The 18,483-nt window shown below is 37.7% G+C and carries 13 protein-coding genes; 4 read left to right on the top strand and 9 right to left on the bottom strand.

Annotated elements, in window-relative coordinates; all coding sequences use genetic code 11:
- Window positions 1–18: 18 nt before the first annotated feature.
- The 3 genes from sufD to sufB are packed head-to-tail and all read right to left on the bottom strand — an operon-like array spanning window position 19 to window position 3,546.
- Complete coding sequence (gene sufD, locus HZR84_03340; protein ID QNL21011.1) at window positions 19–1,326, bottom strand: Fe-S cluster assembly protein SufD; 1,308 nt, start codon at window positions 1,324–1,326, stop codon at window positions 19–21.
- Between the two features lie 7 nt (window positions 1,327–1,333).
- The gene (gene sufC / locus HZR84_03345; protein ID QNL21012.1) at window positions 1,334–2,089 is read right to left on the bottom strand and encodes a Fe-S cluster assembly ATPase SufC; all 756 of its coding nucleotides are present in this window, start codon (window positions 2,087–2,089) and stop codon (window positions 1,334–1,336) included.
- Between the two features lie 11 nt (window positions 2,090–2,100).
- Window positions 2,101–3,546 carry a Fe-S cluster assembly protein SufB gene (gene sufB, locus HZR84_03350; protein QNL21013.1) on the bottom strand — a complete coding sequence of 482 codons (1,446 nt, stop codon included), beginning with the start codon at window positions 3,544–3,546 and terminating at the stop codon, window positions 2,101–2,103.
- Window positions 3,547–3,731: 185 nt separating this feature from the next.
- Between sufB and HZR84_03355 the strand changes: the two genes are divergently transcribed.
- Complete coding sequence (locus HZR84_03355; protein QNL21014.1) at window positions 3,732–5,396, top strand: AMP-binding protein; 1,665 nt, start codon at window positions 3,732–3,734, stop codon at window positions 5,394–5,396.
- Window positions 5,397–5,438: 42 nt separating this feature from the next.
- Here HZR84_03355 and HZR84_03360 read toward each other — a convergent pair whose 3' ends face one another.
- The 4 genes from HZR84_03360 to HZR84_03375 form a co-directional block, all read right to left on the bottom strand.
- Window positions 5,439–5,891, bottom strand: coding sequence for a GyrI-like domain-containing protein (locus HZR84_03360; GenBank protein ID QNL21015.1), 453 nt, complete (start codon window positions 5,889–5,891; stop codon window positions 5,439–5,441).
- A gap of 83 nt (window positions 5,892–5,974) precedes the next feature.
- Entirely contained in the window at window positions 5,975–6,919 is a 945-nt protein-coding gene (locus HZR84_03365; protein ID QNL21016.1) for a YafY family transcriptional regulator, read from the bottom strand.
- A gap of 450 nt (window positions 6,920–7,369) precedes the next feature.
- On the bottom strand, window positions 7,370–7,807 hold the full coding sequence (locus HZR84_03370) for a DUF1801 domain-containing protein (GenBank protein QNL21017.1): 438 nt from the start codon (window positions 7,805–7,807) through the stop codon (window positions 7,370–7,372).
- 174 nt (window positions 7,808–7,981) lie between these two features.
- The gene (locus HZR84_03375; GenBank protein QNL21018.1) at window positions 7,982–9,403 is read right to left on the bottom strand and encodes a hypothetical protein; all 1,422 of its coding nucleotides are present in this window, start codon (window positions 9,401–9,403) and stop codon (window positions 7,982–7,984) included.
- A 202-nt stretch (window positions 9,404–9,605) separates the two neighbouring features.
- Between HZR84_03375 and HZR84_03380 the strand changes: the two genes are divergently transcribed.
- Window positions 9,606–10,502, top strand: a complete 897-nt coding sequence (locus HZR84_03380) for a DUF72 domain-containing protein (protein QNL21019.1) — start codon at window positions 9,606–9,608, stop codon at window positions 10,500–10,502.
- A 78-nt stretch (window positions 10,503–10,580) separates the two neighbouring features.
- Complete coding sequence (locus tag HZR84_03385) at window positions 10,581–13,172, top strand: T9SS type A sorting domain-containing protein (GenBank protein ID QNL21020.1); 2,592 nt, start codon at window positions 10,581–10,583, stop codon at window positions 13,170–13,172.
- Between the two features lie 48 nt (window positions 13,173–13,220).
- Here the strand turns inward: HZR84_03385 and HZR84_03390 are convergent, their stop codons facing one another.
- The gene (locus tag HZR84_03390) at window positions 13,221–14,123 is read right to left on the bottom strand and encodes a flavin reductase family protein (GenBank protein QNL21021.1); all 903 of its coding nucleotides are present in this window, start codon (window positions 14,121–14,123) and stop codon (window positions 13,221–13,223) included.
- A complete protein-coding gene (gene fahA / locus HZR84_03395; GenBank protein QNL21022.1) occupies window positions 14,120–15,400 on the bottom strand; it encodes a fumarylacetoacetase in 1,281 nt (426 codons plus the stop codon). Before fahA ends, HZR84_03390 begins: the two co-directional genes overlap by 4 nt.
- 191 nt (window positions 15,401–15,591) lie before the next feature.
- Here fahA and HZR84_03400 point away from each other — a divergent pair, with 191 nt between their 5' ends.
- Window positions 15,592–18,222, top strand: a complete 2,631-nt coding sequence (locus HZR84_03400) for a valine--tRNA ligase (GenBank protein QNL21023.1) — start codon at window positions 15,592–15,594, stop codon at window positions 18,220–18,222.
- The last annotated feature ends 261 nt before the right edge of the window (window positions 18,223–18,483 follow it).

Here is an 18,483-nt window from a genome sequence, read left to right on the forward strand (position 1 = left end):
TCTTTGCTCAACTGCATTTTACAAACTGTATTCCATTCTTTGTTCTAACTCTGAATCCAATCTTTTTCTGATGCTTTCTACCTTCACTTTTTCAATGACTTCTTCAATAAAGGCATGTGTCAGTAATGCTATGGCTTCCTTTTTAGGAATTCCTCTTGACCTCAGATAAAATAACTGCTCTTCATCCAACTGACCGATAGTGGCCCCATGAGAACACTTCACATCATCGGCCCAAATCTCTAATTGAGGTTTGGTATGAACTGTGGCATCAGGCGATAAAAGCAGGTTTCTATTGGATTGAAAAGCATTTGTTTTTTGTGCATCTTTTCTTACGAATATTTTCCCATTAAAAACAGCTGTGGAATTATCATTCATAATCCCTTTGTACAATTCATTGCTTTCGCAATTTGGCATGGCATGATTAACACTGCTGTGATTATCTACATGGGTCTTCCCATTGAGAACATAAGCGCCATACATATGGGTCTCAATATGTTCGTCGAGCAAATGAATATCCAAATCATTTCTGAGCATTGCACCGCCAAATGAAAAAGCATATGCAGTAAAAACACTTCCTTTTTGTTGTATGACAGCGGTAAGTCCCGAATGATAATATTCTTCTGATTGCAATTGAAGTTTATAATACTCCAATCTGGCGTTTTGAGCCAATGCTATTTCCGTACAAGTGTTCGTAAAAGATGAATTCCGGCCTTTTTGATGATAATTTTCAACAATTTTCAATTCGGAATTTTCATCAGCTACCACAAGAATTCTCGGTTGTGAAAAAATTAGTGACCCGGAAGTGTCAGAAATGATGTGAATCTGTATGTCTTTGGAAACGCACTCATTTTTTGGACAGTAGATAAAAAGCCCTTCCTTAATAAATGCAGTATTTAATTTCCCAAAAGCTCTTTGCTCTCTGGTGGATATTTTATTGAAATTTTCCTGAAAAATCTTGCCATAATCTTTTTGAGCCTGCTTGAAATTCAGAATTTTTAAATTGCTCTTTTCGTCTATTGTTTTGTCAAAAATCCAGTCTCCGTTTATATTAAAGATATGGATGGAATCTTCTGAAAAGGATTTACATTCTTCCGTCAAATCCTGAATCGATTCAGATTTGATTTGTGGTGCATTGAAATAGTTTTCGAGATTCTTGGAAAGAAAGGTGTATTTCCAGTCTTCTGATTTTTTTCCGGGCATTCCATTGGATTCAATGTCAGCAATAGCCTGAAGCCGTTCTTCATGCATCTCCGAGTTAGCAAATCCATTCAATTCTTTTTCAAAGGATCTGAATTTTTTTAATATTTCAGTCTGTAATTTTTCCATTGATGATTTATTTGACTGCTTCCTCTTCTCTTATCCAGTCATAGCCGCGTTCTTCCAATTCCAATGCCAGTTCTTTTCCTCCGGATTTTACAATTTGCCCGTTGACCAATACATGTACAAAATCCGGTTGGATATAATTTAATAAGCGTTGGTAATGGGTAATTACGAGGAATGCATTTTTATCCGTCCTTAATTTATTTACACCATTAGAGACAATTTTTAATGCGTCGATGTCAAGCCCACTGTCTGTCTCATCTAAAATAGCCAGTTTTGGATCGAGAAGTGCCATTTGAAATACTTCGTTTCTTTTTTTCTCTCCTCCTGAAAAACCCTCGTTAAGCGATCTGCTTAACAAACTTTGATCGATTTCAACCAATTTCATCTTTTCCTTCATTGCCTGAAGAAATTTTACCGCATCCAGTTTTTCCAGTCCGCGATGCTTACGGACATTATTGACGGCCGCTTTTAAAAAATTAGTGGTGCTGACGCCCGGTATTTCCACCGGATATTGAAATGCCAGAAATAAACCTTCTCTTGCTCTGTCTTCGGGAGATTTTTCCAGTATATCTTCATTTTCAAAAAATATTTCTCCTTTTTCAACCTCGTATTCTTCCCTACCTGCCAGAACCGAAGCCAAAGTGCTTTTTCCAGAGCCATTGGGGCCCATGATGGCATGGATTTCACCGGGTTTGATTTCGAGATTTATTCCTTTTAGTATTGTCTTCCCTTCGATGGAAGCGTGTAAATTTTTTATACTTAACATGTCTATTTTGATTATCCTACTGATCCTTCCAGAGAAATTGCCAATAACTTCTGTGCTTCAACAGCAAATTCCATAGGCAATTGTTTTAAAACTTCTTTTGCATAACCGTTGACGATCAAGGCTACCGCTTCTTCAGTGTCCAAGCCTCTTTGATTACAATAAAAAATTTGATCTTCCCCAATTTTCGAGGTAGTTGCCTCGTGTTCTACTTGTGCGCTTGAGTTTTTTACGTCGATGTATGGAAATGTGTGGGCACCGCATTTATCTCCCATCAAGAGAGAGTCGCATTGAGAGAAGTTGCGCGAATTTTCAGCCCTTTTGTGAACTTCCACCTGACCGCGATATGAATTTTGACTAAAACCGGCTGAAACCCCTTTAGAAACAATACGACTTTTTGTATTTTTTCCTATATGTATCATTTTAGTTCCGGTATCAGCCTGCTGTCTGTTATTGGTAACAGCCACGGAATAAAATTCGCCGATAGAATTATCACCGGCTAAAACGCAACTAGGGTATTTCCATGTAATGGAAGATCCTGTTTCCACCTGCGTCCATGATATTTTCGAGTTATCCCCTTTGCAAAGGCCTCTTTTGGTAACGAAATTGTAAATCCCACCCTTACCGTTTTTATCGCCTGGATACCAGTTTTGCACCGTTGAATATTTTACTTCTGCGTCTTTTTCAGCATAAATTTCAACCACCGCCGCATGCAATTGATTTTCATCGCGCATTGGTGCCGTACAGCCTTCTAAATAACTTACATAGGACCCTTCTTCCGCAACAATTAATGTTCTTTCAAATTGCCCTGTATTAGCTGCATTTATTCTAAAATAAGTGCTCAATTCCATTGGACATCGCACGCCCTTCGGAATATAACAAAAAGAACCATCGCTAAATACAGCTGAATTTAAAGCCGCGAAATAATTATCATTTTGAGGGACAACAGAACCTAAATATCTTTTAACCAGTTCGGGGTGATCCTGAACTGCCTCTGAAAAAGAACAGAAGATTACGCCTAATTCCGCCAGTTTTTCTTTAAAGGTCGTTTTAACCGAAACACTATCTATCACGGCATCCACAGCTACTCCTGTCAATCTTTTTTGTTCTTCAAGCGATATGCCTAGTTTTTTAAATGTTTCCAATAATTCCGGATCCACCTCATCAAGGCTATCTACTTTCTTTTTCTTTTTTGGAGCTGAGTAATAGATGATATCCTGATAATTTATTGGAGGATAATGCACATTTGGCCATTTTGGCTCCCTCATTTTTTGCCAATTTCTAAAAGCCTTTAATCTCCATTCCAACAACCATTCGGGTTCATTCTTCTTTTCTGAAATGAAACGTACGATATCTTCATTCAAACCCGGAGGGGCTGAATCTGACTCAAAATCCGACTGGAATCCGTATTTGTACTCCGAGTTGGTTATTTCTTCCAGAATTTGATCATCCTTTGACATAAAATACTCTTTATTTAGACCAATTCTTAATAAGCACAAAAGTAACCAATAATTTCTCAGTGGAGGCTTCTATTTGATACTTTTTTCAGATTGGATATTATATTGCAAGTCAATTTATTTAGAAACAGTACAAACTGTCTTAAGTTTTTCGGTTATAAATAATTTTAAGCTAATCAGATACGATTATGAAAGACTTTCCTTGGTTTAAAAATTATCCCGATTATGTTCCGCATGAAATCGATCCGGATAAATACGAGTCGCTTGTCCACCTTCTGGAAGTGGCCTTTAGTAATTTTAAAGAAGATCCTGCCTATGTCTGCATGGATAAAGAATTGACTTACAATGATATAGATCAGATGTCATTGGATTTTGCCTCATATCTTCAAAATGAATGTGGTTTGAAAAAAGGAGACAGAGTAGCGATTCAAATGCCTAATCTTCTTCAATACCCGGTAGTCATGTTTGGAGTATTAAGAGCAGGCCTAATTGTGGTCAATACCAATCCTTTGTACACACCACGGGAAATGCTACATCAATTCAATGATGCAGGGGTAAGCGCGATAATCATACTGGCAAATTTTGCCTATAATCTGGAAAAAATAATCTCAAAAACCGGAATAAAACATGTTATTACTACACAGATTGGAGATTTTCACAGCTTTCCAAAAAAGCAAATCATCAATTTTGTTGTCAAGTCTATTAAAAAAATGGTCCCTGCTTATAAATTACCAAAAGCAATAAGTCTAAATCAGGCTTTAACCAGGGGAGCCCAATCCACCTTTGAAAAGGTCGATATCGATAGAAATGATACTGCATTTCTTCAATATACCGGAGGAACTACTGGTGTCTCAAAAGGAGCCATTCTTACGCATAGAAATATTATTGCAAACCTGGAGCAAAATTCTGCCTGGATGAGCAAAAGCCTGGAGAAACACAATGAAGTCGTAATAACTGCCTTGCCGCTCTATCACATTTTTTCTTTAACGGTCAATTGTTTCACAATGATCCAAATAGGGGCGAAAAACATTCTGGTAACCAATCCCAGAGATATGAAAGCATTTATCAAAGACCTAAAGAAATATCCATTTACGGTATTCACAGGGGTAAATACCCTTTTTAACGGATTACTGAATCAGGAAAAATTTAAAGAGATCAATTTTGACAGCTTAAAAATTGCAATTGGCGGAGGCATGGCGGTGCAATCGCCTGTGGCAAAACGCTGGAAGGAACAAACGGGCTGTTCGCTTCTGGAAGGTTATGGTTTAACTGAAACTTCCCCTGTATTGTCCTGTAATCCACTGGATGGCTCCGATAAAATAGGTACAATTGGAATGCCTTTCCCAAGTACTGAAATGAAGATTGTGGACGAAGAAGGCAATGATTTACCGGTAGGTGATGCCGGAGAAATTGTGGCCCGTGGCCCACAGGTGATGCCGGGCTACTGGCAAAAAGAAGAAGAAACAAAAAATACTTTTTTGGCGGATAATTGGTTTAAAACCGGAGATATCGGAATGATGCATGAAGACGGTTATTTCCAGATTGTAGATAGAAAAAAAGACATGATCCTCGTATCAGGATTTAATGTATATCCGAATGAAATTGAAGATGTGGTCATTGAACATCCAAAAGTTTTAGAAGTAGCTGCGGTTGGTGTGCCCGATGAAAAGTCGACTGAATGTGTTAAGCTTTTTGTGGTAAAAAAAGACCAATCTTTAAGCCGACAGGAACTTATTGATTTCTGCCATGAAAATCTGACCGGTTATAAACGCCCTAAACACATCGAATTCAGAGATGAACTCCCCAAATCCAATGTGGGTAAAATAATAAGAAGACATCTTCGGGAAAAGTAATATCGATTTCAGAATTGAAAAAAGGGGCTCTCGCCCCTTTTATTAGTTTAATCCAACCTGTATTTCTATTTCATTGTCTGAGGAATTCTCTCCTATCCAGTTGTGATATACTTCTCTTATTTCATTAGAAGGTTTATGCTGCGCTTTTCCCAGGTCTGCGAAGATTTCGTGGTATTTTTTATCAAGGCCTTTCATGTCCCCTTTATAAGGGGTCGAAATACATTTCATCGGATCGATTGATTTGAAATGATAAGGACCATTAATTTTTTCTGATTTATTGGTAACCAGGGCTATCTCTAAATCAAATTCCTTGTCCAAATCCTCGCTTGCCCCTCTATAAATGAAGTGCGTAGGTTCCTTTTCTTCCAAACCCAGTTTATTCAGAGTTTCGTACATTTTGGGCAAATGTGACATCGCGATGTCAGGCACTTTTTCAAACTTGGCTTTGGTTTTAAATACTAATGCTGTTTTGGCTTTTACATTTTTTGTTTCCATAATAATTGAATTTTGGTTAATTGTAAAAGCAAAGAAAGTGGCCCTTGTGACAGCCCTATGTCAACAAGTTTTTAGAAGGGAAATTATTTCAAATATTTTTTCTGAAGTACTCCAACCAAATCAGAAATATGTTCTAAAAGGGCGTGAGGACTAAGAATTTCCACCGCGTTATCAAACATCAACAGCCATCTGGCGGTATAATCCATGGAAGGGCTTAAAAACTTCATCTCCACCTGATCACCCAAATCCTTTTCATCCACATAGCCGTGATTGTATTTATCATTGCTGGTAAAACGCAATATTTCTTTTTTAAAACGCACTTTAATTTCTGTCAATTGGTATTGATCGGTCAATTGCTGCATATGTTCCTGAAGTCCCGGATGCGCATTTCGATCATAGCCATTTCCTGTGATTCTGATTTTTCCAATGCGATCCGTTCGAAAATCCCTGTATGCCTTTCTCATTCTACACCATGCCATCAGATGCCAGGCATCGGCATAAAACACTATTCCCAATGGCTCAATTTCCCTTTCAGATACCTGACCATTATAATTGCTGTAATACTTTATTTCGCAACATAAATTTTTTCCGATCGCTTTTTGAATTTCAGAGATAACAGGGTTTTCGGATTCAACGCCCAATCGTTTAGATACCAAAAGACGTTCATCCAATACATTAAGCACCTCCTTTCTTTCCGAAGGCAATACGGCTTTGATTTTATCAAGGGCATTTTGAAAAGCTTCCGCCACAACTTTATCCGTAAGATTCGAAATAAATTTAGCACCAATTAAAAGAGAATTGGCTTCTTCTTCACTGAACATAACAGGAGGAAGGTGATATCCTTCAACAAGAAAATAACCCACCCCTTCCTGAGATCCGATTGGCACACCGGCTTCCTGAAGGCTGAGCATATCGCGGTAAATGGTACGCAGACTTACCTCGAATTTATCAGCAAGCATTTGCGCTTTCACGATCTTTTTGCTTTGCAATTGAATTAAAATAGCTGTGAGGCGATCCAGACGTTTCATGGATTAAAGAAAAAGAAATTTGGATAAAGAAAAAGAGGCTCGGATTTAATTTGGATTATGGATCAATTGATTTTGGGAATTTGGATTAAGTCCAACAATCATCCTTAAGCCGGACTCTTTAAATGTTAATAAAATCTCATCGCACACGCCTCTGCAAACCTGTATGTCGCCAGGCAGAAATCTCAGTTGGATAAAGAGTGATAGTCTTTTATTGGCAAAGACTTTTACCTATTTGTAAATGTATTTAGTCTATATCTTTATACCAATCCAGTCTACTGGTCTTTTCAAGGCTTTGCCTTCAAAGTTTGCTTCAGAAGCTTTAAATTCTTTATATAGATCATATCTGATATTTCGTTCTTCTCCCTGATAACTCAGATTTGAAAGCAGCTGACTTTCTCTTCCTCTCTGAATGATTTCTTGAAAAGCAATATTAGATGCTAAATGTTAACATTAATAATTTCTACATGCACACTCATGGTGTTCATTTAGATAGGCAATGGTTTCCATACTTAGTTTTTCAACAATGGAAATATCTATGTCGGCAAGTTTTTTAAAATAAATACAGGCTTTCCCCATTTTGTATTTACCCAATTCCTTTAAGAGCATGTCACTTTTTTCTGTTTTCGAATAAACGTAAAGGGAAAACTGAGCTTTACGTGGAGAAAAGCCTATCAAAGGGGCATCACCTTCGTGTCCGCTGGCATATTTGTAATGATAGCTCCCAAAACCAATTATGGTCGGTCCCCACATTTTTGGTTCAAATCCTGACCATTCACGCATATATTTAATTAGTTTATAACTATCAGCTTTTTTCTGATCATTTTCAACAAATGACTCGAGAAAATCAAATACGTCTATTGCATTTTCTGATGTTTTGTTTTTAGCCATTTTGAATAAAGGTTTTTAACTCTTTTAAACCGTTTACAAACAAATAATTCAACACTTTAAAATAAAGCCAAGATAATTTACAAATTTAAATCACTCCTGAAATAAATTAGAATACTGGCTTATTAAGACTCCGATATCTAATTGACCAACAATTACTTTAGAGAGCTATTTTATTTAAGGCTTATGATGCATTATTATTAATTTTCCTTTTTTACCTTCTTTCCCAGGCTTGCCATTTTTGCCTTTTGAACCATTATTAACCGTCAATACTGATTCTAAAACCACCTTGAATAATGAGAGCAATAGTGGCTCGTCTTCTATGTCTTCATCATCATCCATAAGCGCCCCTCCACGTCCTTTCTTTCCGCCTAAACCTCCTTTGCCCGGCTTTCCGCCAAAATTTTCAATCACGAACAAAGTGGAATCAAGGGCCATTTTTGAAGAGGTATATAGTTTAATGGTACTGCCATTGCCTCCGTCTCCCCCATTCCCGCCATCTGCACCGTCTCCTCCCCAACCGCCTTCATACTCGGGTGTTTCATCTCCTCCATAACCTCCACCACCACCATTACCACCCTGTCCGCCTTCACCACCCTCACATAACAAAGTGATCTTCCCTTTTTTAGCATCAATAATCAAGGTCTCTACACCAAAGTCTGATTCAAAAGCAATCTGAAGCAGGGTATCACCATTCCAGATATATTGTTCCAGGGCATAAATTTTCACATCAATACCATTTCCACCCTTTTCGCCATCCCCACCCTTTTCACCATCGCCTCCATCACCAATCTCAGAACTAAATCCATGAGCTCCTTGATAACCGTCTCTGCCGGGAGATCCGCGAAAGTCCATAAAGTAGTTTGCTCTGTAATTAATCGGTATTTGTAATTTGCAGTTGAGATTTGTATTTTCTTTATGGTGGGCGTTTAAAATGATCGAACTGTAAATGATACTATCGCTAAGTGGAAGAATGACATTTTTTTCCCTTATAATTAATTGATCGGGTGAGTCAATGATATAATCATTTCGCGACACGGGATTTTTAGAGGGATTATGAATTATACCTTTTTTGGAATGTCGTTGAGAATAGAAAGTCTTGCCGCTTGAGTATGTCTCGGCAATCCAATAGGGTATTTCATACCCAGGTACAAGGCTGGCAGTACTATCGTATTCTAAAAAAATCTTCTCAAGAAAAGGAATCCGGATTTGAAGCGTTCGTTGAAAATCTTTTTGTTTTTTGGGCGAAACAAAGACCGTAAATGTTTTACTCGGTGACTTTAAAACATCTTTCCTGTTAAAATAAACACTACCATTTTTGAAATAGCCATGACTGACCTTAATATCAAATTTATTCCATGATTTTGTGCCCTTATTTAAACCGCGGGTTTTTCGGATTTTGCCATTTTCATATTTAATAGTCAAACCAATACTCAAATGGCTGTCAAACTCCGGTACAAAATTAGAATCGCTACTTATACTAATTTCAATAATAGGATTTCGAGGGTATTTGCGCGCAAAAGATTCTGCACCAAACAGAATTACCAAGATTAGAATACTATATTTTGGGATTTCTTTGTTAAAAAAATTTCGTCTCATTCAATCTGAATTCTCCTTTAGTGAATCAGAGATGCATAAACGATGCCAAAGGGAGTTTTAATTATGGATTGCAAAATGAGTAATGCGCAATGCTTTATGGTCAAATTGAAGTTTGAAGATTAAAAAGTGAAGTATGATTATTATTAATTTGGCGACCCAATTAAATTTAATGCCTCCGTCATATCAAAATCAATAGAATAAAGTGAAATTTGGCAAAACAGTTCTAAAACCCGAGGAAATCGATTTTAGTCTTCCGGCTTTCAAATCACCAAGTCAGGAAATCAACAAATCTACTGATACACTAAAGGTATACACGGGTCAACCGATATGGTCAGCGAAAGGTAATATTGGCAAAATCTATCCCAAAGGCACCCGGCCCAATCAGTTTTTATACCACTATAGTCGACAATTTAATAGTATAGAACTCAATGCCACTTATTATAAAATTCCGACGCAGGCACAGGTCATCAATTGGCGCGAGCAAACACCTGAAGATTTTAAATTTTGTCCAAAATTTCCTCAATTTATCAGTCATCGTAAAAAACTGTCTGAAAAATCGGATTCACTGGATGAATTCTTAAGCAATGTCTATCTGTTTGAAAATAGATTAGGCGTATCTTTTTTGCAATTGCCTCCGCATTTCAGTCCTGAGCATATTTCAGAACTCAAAAAATTTATTGATCTGCTCCCGGAAGATATGTCTTTTGCCATTGAATTTCGCCATGAAGACTGGTTTAGAAATAAATCGGCATGGAATGAAATTCTTATATACATGCATGCAAAAAACATAGCAACGGTCATCACCGATACTCCGGGCAGAAGAGATGTTTTGCATCTCAATTTGACCAGTGATATTGCACTTATCAGATTCAAAGGAAATAACTTGCATGCCACAGATTATAAAAGAATTGATCAATGGTCCAATAGAACAATTTCATTCATTGAAACCGGAATTCGGGAACTCTATTTTTTTCTTCATCAGGAAGATGAATCTCTGGGAGTAGAACTGTCTCAACACTATCTAAAAAGGTTAAATACAGAATTGAATCAACATTTCCGGTTTCCTAAAATTCTCGACCGACAAAGCTCGTTGTTCTAATCCGTACTGACCATTGAAATAATTAATGTTTTTTGATTCGACGTATTTATTTATTTTCGTAGCTCAATAAAATCTATTATGAAAAAATTTATACTATTTACCTTTTTTATTGCCATTGGTTTCTTAGCCAGTGCGCAGTACTTTTATCTTCCGCCGGTAAACACGGGAAGTAATCCCGGTGGTTTAAATAACGATGACGAATTCCCGTTTGGAGGTGGTCTGGATGCATCCTGGACTCAAATTCAGGGACCGAGTTCTACTCCGGTCTGGTCTCCTGTTCAGACAATACCTTTTACCTTTAACTTCAATGGATCACCGGTAACACAATACAAAGCTTCAACAACAGGCGTTGTTACTTTTACAACTTCCGCATCAGCGGTGCCAAACACAAGTAATACAGCTTTACCCAGCGCAAGTATTCCAGATAATTCTGCCATGGTTTGGGGTTTGAATGGTTCGGGTTCTAATGATAATATAGTTATCAAAACATTTGGTACAGCTCCCAACAGACAACATTGGATATTTTTCGCTTCCTATAGCTATCCTGGCTTGAGCGGATGGACTTATTTCAGTGTGGTTTTGGAAGAAGGTACGGACAAAATTTATTTTGTAGATCAAAGAAATAACCAAACTGTTACTTCTATCAACCTTACAATAGGCGTACAAATAAATGGAACAACAGCTGTTCAGGATGTAAATTCACCAAATACACATCCTAATGTTGCCACAAGTTTAGCAGACAGATCTGACAACTGGTATTGGGAATTCATTCCGGGAACCCAGTCGCAATACGATATGACAGCATCTGAGAATACCATGAATGGTTTTCTTAATTTGAGTTCAGCTCCATTTAATGTAACAGGAAAACTGACCAATTTAGGATCAGCAACAGTAACTTCATTTGATTTAAACTATAGTGTAGATGGTGGGGCAGCAGTTACCTCAAATATAACTGGGGTGAATATTACATCATTTAGTGATTATAATTTTACGCACCCTACAAGCTGGAATCCTTCGATTTCGCAACCTTATACCATTGATATATGGGCTTCAAATATTAACGGTAATGCCGATCAGAATCCTTCAAATGATACCATTTCCACAATAATTCAGGTGGTAGATACCGTAATTCCAAGATTGGCATTGCATGAAGTGTTTACATCTTCATCCTGTGGCCCTTGTAATCCGGGAAATGCCAATTTGAATTCCATATTCTCTAATAGCAGTCAAACACCTGTAATTTTAAAATATCAGATGTCATGGCCTGGTAATGGTGATCCTTATTATACGCTCGAAGGATTGACCCGAAGACAATATTACGGTGTAAATTCTGTCCCTAATATGGCCGTTGATGGTGGATGGAATGGAAATACCAATTCCTATACCAATTCCTTATTAAATCAGTTTTCCGGAGTACCTTCATTTATGGATATTCACTCTGAAATTAGAGTAGAATGCAAGACGGTTACGGTAAATGTTACAGTCACACCATACTCGGACTTCCCCGGAAATAATGTGTTGCACTTAGCAGTTATTGAAAAACTGACTTATAACAATGTATCTTCAAATGGGGAGACAGAATTTGATCATGTTATGAAGAAAATGTTGCCTAATGCAAATGGTACAACCATAGGAGCATTACAAAAGAATGTACCTCAAACCTTCACTTTTTCATATACATTTAATGGCAGCTACATATTACCGCCAAATGCCACACAGCCAATTAACCACAGTAATAATCATACGATTGAAGAGTTTTTTGATTTAGATGTGGTAGCATTTGTTCAGGAAAATGGAACCAAAGAAGTTTATCAGGCTACATTCTCACAGGATTTAATTGGTTATGACATTGGAATGGCCAGTCTAGATCCTATTAGCAATGCAAGCGTTGGCAATCCTGTTCCTATTAGTGGAGAAATTGTAAACTGGAAAGACAGTGCAACATCTAACCTCACATTGCATTATAGTGTGAATGGTGGTACTCCGGTTAATCAGAACCTTAACAATCTAAACATGGATAATCAGGGAGATAGCGAATCATTCTCTTTCTTGAATTCATGGACACCTACAATTGCCGGAAACAATACCATTAAAGTTTGGGTTGACAATTTCAATGGCGGAAATTCATTGGATGATTCTCCCTGTAATGATACAATTGAGGTTGTAGTTAATGTAACCGGTGCTTCTGCTCCATTGGCTCAATTTAATTATACTCTACTGGGAAATAACACTGTAGCATTCACAGATGCTTCTGTAGGTGCTACCGCATGGTCATGGGACTTTGGAGATGGCAATTTCTCTACGGATCAAAATCCGACAAATACCTATCTCAATCTAGGAACTTACCAGGTTTGCCTTGTTGCCAGCAATAGCAATGGTTCAGATACGGTTTGTCAGAGTGTAAATGTGGTTTCAGGAATTGCTGATTTGAATGAGCAATTTTTTGAAATTGTGCCCAACCCTTCCAATGGTGTATTTACCATCAATTCAGATCGATTGATCAATGGTAAAATTTACATTATGGATTTAACTGGAAAAGTTATACTTGAAGACGAAATAAATGACACTAGTTCAAAATCAATAAATCTTCAGGAATACAAAAAGGGTATTTATCTCATTAAAGTAATTGAAGATAATAGTGGATATACCAGAAAAATAATTATTGAATAATACATTCAATGAGAATAATAAAAAGGGTCATTTATTGACCCTTTTTTTTTAATCCTGCAACAAAGTCAACCAGGCTTCTTTGACTTTTTTTTGACTCAAAAGTTTTTGTGCATGAATATGTAGTGCCTTTCTTAAAACTTCACGGTCATTGTAGTTTTGATTTAAGAGTTCGGAAATCTCTTCGTTTTGTCTGAATTCTATCACCTCATTTTCTTCGGGAATAGATTCGACATTTCCCAGCTGACCTAAATTATTTCCTGTAAGTACATCAGAAAGTCTGATGTTGTCCGGAATATTATCGACGCCGATACCTTTATTTCTCAATGGTTTGGCAATTTCAAAAAGTGCATCTCCCTGTGCTCTTACATACCAATCACCTCCCATTCTTCCTACCGAATCAAGTTTAAATGGATCGATTTTACCGTTTTCATCCAAAATGGATTGATCAATATGGGCTAATAGTACCTCGCAAATAATCAGATTTCCAGCACCTCCTTCAGAACCTGTTTCAATAATATCGGTTACCCTGCATTCAAAACAGGCAGGTGCTTCCAATACTCCGGGAGCCTTTATCCGGGTTGAGGGCATTTCAGTTAAACCGGATTTTATAAATTCATTAACACCGGAATCATATTCCGTGCTTGACAAAGACATCTGCTCAACAATATCATAACTAACAATGCTAATGCAAACTTCCTTCGTGCTTTTAGCATTTTCAAGCGTGTCCTTTGTGGTATTATTTCTAACCCTTCGCGCCGGAGAAAAAATAAGTGTAGGTGGGTTGGCTCCAAATGCGTTAAAAAAGCTAAAGGGACTTAAGTTGACATTGCCCTTGTTGTCTACCGTACTTGCAAAAGCAATTGGTCGCGGTGTTACAGCTCCTAACAAATAACCGTGAAATTCAGGTGTGCTTACAATTTTAGGATCTATGGTTTTAAAGGATTTTTTCATTTCGATGGTAGTACTTTCCCACTAACTTCTCCAAAACCCACGCGTATATCGTCTTTTTTACAAAAACCTTTCATCACTAATGTATCGCCATCCTGTAGAAATTTACGTTCGCTGCCATCGGGCATTGCAATGGGTTTAGAACCGCGCCAGGTTAATTCCAAAAGTGAACCATAGGAATCTTCTGTGGGTCCGGAAATTGTCCCGGATGCATACATGTCTCCAACTCTTATGTTACAGCCATTTACCGTATGATGAGCTAATTGCTGACTCATACTCCAATACATATACTTAAAATTAGTATTGCTAATTACTTTCTCAGCTCCTTCTGAAGTTATAATACTGGCCTGAAGATTAATGTCTATATTGTTTTTGCCGTATACTTTTAAGTAGTCAAGTGGTTTTGGATCTTGTTTTGGCCCTTCTACTCTGAATGGAGCCAGTGCATCCATGGTGACGATCCAGGGTGAAACGGATGAACCAAAATTCTTACCCAAAAATGGACCCAATGGGACATACTCCCATTTTTGAATATCTCTTGCAGACCAATCATTGAAAAGAACCATTCCGAATATATAATCTTCGGCTTTTTCAACAGGAATGGATTCACCCAATTTCGTATTTACACCGGTAATAAATGCCATCTCCAATTCAAAGTCAAATAATTTGCTTGGACCAAAACTGGGTGCATCGGCGTCATCTGCTTTGGACTGTCCATTGGGCCGATGAATGGGTGTACCCGAAACCACAATTGAGCTTGCTCTTCCGTGATATCCTACAGGCAAATGTTTCCAGTTGGGCATCAATGCATTCTCTTTTCCCCGAAACATGATACCAACATTTGTCGCATGCTCTATGCTCGAATAAAAATCGGTATAGTCAGGCACATCAACCGGCATACCCATGATTGCATCTTCAACCGGCACCAAAATGGCTTTTTGATGATCTTTATTCTTTTTAAGATCTTCATTTTCCTTTCTGAATAATTCTATTAATCGCTTTCTTGTAGCGGTCCAATGTTTTTTACCTTGTGCTATGAATGGGTTCAAAACAGATTCATAAAATACCGAAAGGTCGGTAGTAGGTAATGAATCGAAGTAACCCAATTCTGCCAATTGACTTAAATCAATAATGAAGTTTCCAATTCTTACGCCCGGCCTGAATTCCGAAGATTTGGTCTTGAATATACCATAAGGCAGATTGTAAATACTGAAATCCGAATTTGGATCAACTTCAATCCATGATGTCAAATTTTTTTCTATATCCATTCCTGCATTCATTTTGATGCAAACTTATTCATTTTGAATCGAATGCTTAAAACCCATTCGATAAATTCATATTCAATTTCAATATTTCAATTCTTTACAGATATATTGTTGAAAAATAGCGAAACACGACAGAAGCAAATTGCTTTTTATTCAGGATTTTCCACATTATTTCTCAATTTCGCGATTCAATTATTGAAAAAATAATGGCTGAAGAATTATCAACCAAATACAATCCTGTTGCAGTAGAAGACAAATGGTATTCACACTGGATGAAAAATGGCTTTTTTAAATCAAGTCCAGACCCTTCCAGGAAACCATATACCATTGTAATTCCTCCTCCAAATGTAACCGGTGTCTTGCATATGGGCCATATGCTCAACAATACCATTCAGGATGTTTTAATTCGCCGCGCCAGAATGAAAGGTTTTGAAGCATTGTGGGTTCCCGGAACAGATCATGCCTCAATTGCCACAGAAGCAAAAGTAGTGGCCATGCTGAAAGAAAAAGGATTAAGTAAAAAGGAAATCGGCAGAGAAAAATTCCTGGAGCACGCCTGGGAATGGAAAGAAAAATACGGTGGTATAATTCTTGAACAATTAAAAAAATTAGGTGCAAGTTGCGATTGGGACCGCACGCGTTTTACCATGGAGGAATCCCTTTCAGAAGCAGTGATTTACGTTTTCGTTGATCTTTATGAAAAAGGAATGATTTATCGCGGTATTCGAATGGTCAATTGGGATCCAGAAGGAAAAACCGCTATTTCTGATGATGAAGTGGTCTATAAAGATGTGAATTCCAGATTGTATTTTGTCAATTATAAAATAGAAGGAGAAGACAGAGAGGTCACAATAGCAACGACGAGGCCTGAAACCATTTTAGGAGATACAGCCGTATGTATAAATCCAAATGATGAAAGATATAAGGACTTAAAAGGCAAAAAGGTCATTGTTCCTATCGCCAATCGCTTAGTGCCAATAATTGAGGATGAATACGTAAGTATGGAATTTGGTACTGGATGTCTAAAAGTCACTCCTGCACATGATATTAATGACTATGAACTAGGTCAAAAGCATCAACTTGAAAGCATAGAGATATTCAATGATGATGGAACATTGAATAAATACGGTTTGCATTATGAAAATGAAGATCGATTTGTAGTCAGGAAAAAGATAGCCAAAGAGTTGGAGTCGCTCGGTCAAATGGCCAAAATCGAAGAATACCAAAACAGCGTAGGATTTTCTGAAAGAACAGACGCGGTCATTGAGCCCAAATTGTCCATGCAGTGGTTTTTAAAAATGGATGAAATCACAAAACCAGCCTATGAAAATGTGATGAATGACACCATTAAACTTATTCCTCCAAAATTTAAAAACATGTATCGGCATTGGATGGAAAATGTTCGGGATTGGTGTATTTCACGCCAGTTATGGTGGGGACATAGAATACCGGCCTGGTATATCAATGGATCTGATTTTGTAATTGCTAAAAATGAAGATGAAGCGCTGAGAAAAGCAAAACAGAAAACAGGAAACGAGAAATTGCAAAAAGAAGACCTAAAGCAAGATGAAGATGTACTCGATACCTGGTTTTCAAGTTGGCTATGGCCGATTTCTGTTTTTGACGGCTTTAAGAATCCTGATAATAAAGACATCAATTATTACTATCCGACTAATACATTAGTCACCGCACCGGAAATTTTGTTTTTCTGGGTGGCCCGAATGATCATCGCCGGATACGAATACAAAGGGGAAAGACCATTTAATGAGGTTTATCTTACGGGAATTGTAAGAGATAAGCAAGGCAGAAAAATGTCCAAGTCATTGGGTAATTCTCCCGATCCTTTGGAATTGATTGCCAAATACGGAGCAGATGGGGTACGTGTAGGCATGCTTCTATCCTCACCCGCGGGTAATGACCTTCTTTTTGATATAAAACTCTGTGAACAGGGAAGGAATTTTAATAATAAGATCTGGAATGCATTCAGACTGGTTCGCGGTTGGGAAGTTGATGAAAAAAAGAGACCTGAAAATGAGATCGCGATTGAGTGGTTTGAGAATCGCTTTCGCGATTCACTTCAAGTACTTGAAGACCATTTCTCCAAGTACCGTATGTCGGATGCATTAATGACTGTCTACAAACTGGTTTGGGATGATTTCTGCTCCTGGTATCTCGAAATGGTCAAACCACCCTATCAGCAGGCTATTGATGCACATACCTACAATGCTACATTGCAATTCTTTGACAAGCTTGTAAGAGTACTGCATCCATTTACACCTTTCATCAGTGAGGAAATATGGTCCAAGCTGAGAGACAGGGATGAAAAAGACTGTCTGATTGTAGCTGAATGGCCGGAAACACATAGCTATGATGAACAAATTATCGATCAGGCCAACAGAATTTTTGAAGTTGTTTCTGCAATTCGAAATTTCAGAAATGAAAAACAGATTTCACCTAAAATCGTATTGAATTTAAACATCGAAACCGCCGATATTCAGGTGTATCAGCGATTTGAGTCAGTACTTAAAAAGCTGGCCAATATTGATGCACTTGAATTTAACCAGGAAGCCGGCTCAGGTGATTTTGCTCTGATTGTTCGAAAAGACAAGCTACATATTCCAATGGATCAAAGTATCGATGTGGAAGAAGAGCAGAAAAAACTCAAGGAGGAACTGGAATACACCAAAGGCTTTTTGGCTTCGGTGAGTAAAAAACTCAGCAATGAACGCTTTGTGAATAATGCTCCGGAAGCAGTTGTTGCCAAGGAAAAACAAAAGCAGCAAGACGCCGAAGAAAGGATTAAGGTTCTAGAGAAGCAGTTGGAGAGCCTAAGTTGATTATTCCCGTGCATTCCCACATTTGTTGCAGGACACGGGTTCCCCTACAATGTTTTCGTCATTCCAGTGCTAGTCACTGGAATCTATTTTTTTTCCAGTAAAAAATTGTAGTCTCCAAGAACTCGCTTTGCATCTCCGCACAAATTACGGGATTGGAGTGATGAAGCTTTGGATCTTCCCTATTGTTTGAATTTTCAGTTTTTAAAAAGCATCCTCGAACCAAGGTAATTCTTATCCCTTAGCTAATTCGTAACACTAAAT

This window comes from Hyphobacterium sp. CCMP332, from assembly GCA_014323545.1.
Taxonomy (GTDB): Bacteria; Bacteroidota; Bacteroidia; order Cytophagales; family CCMP332; genus CCMP332.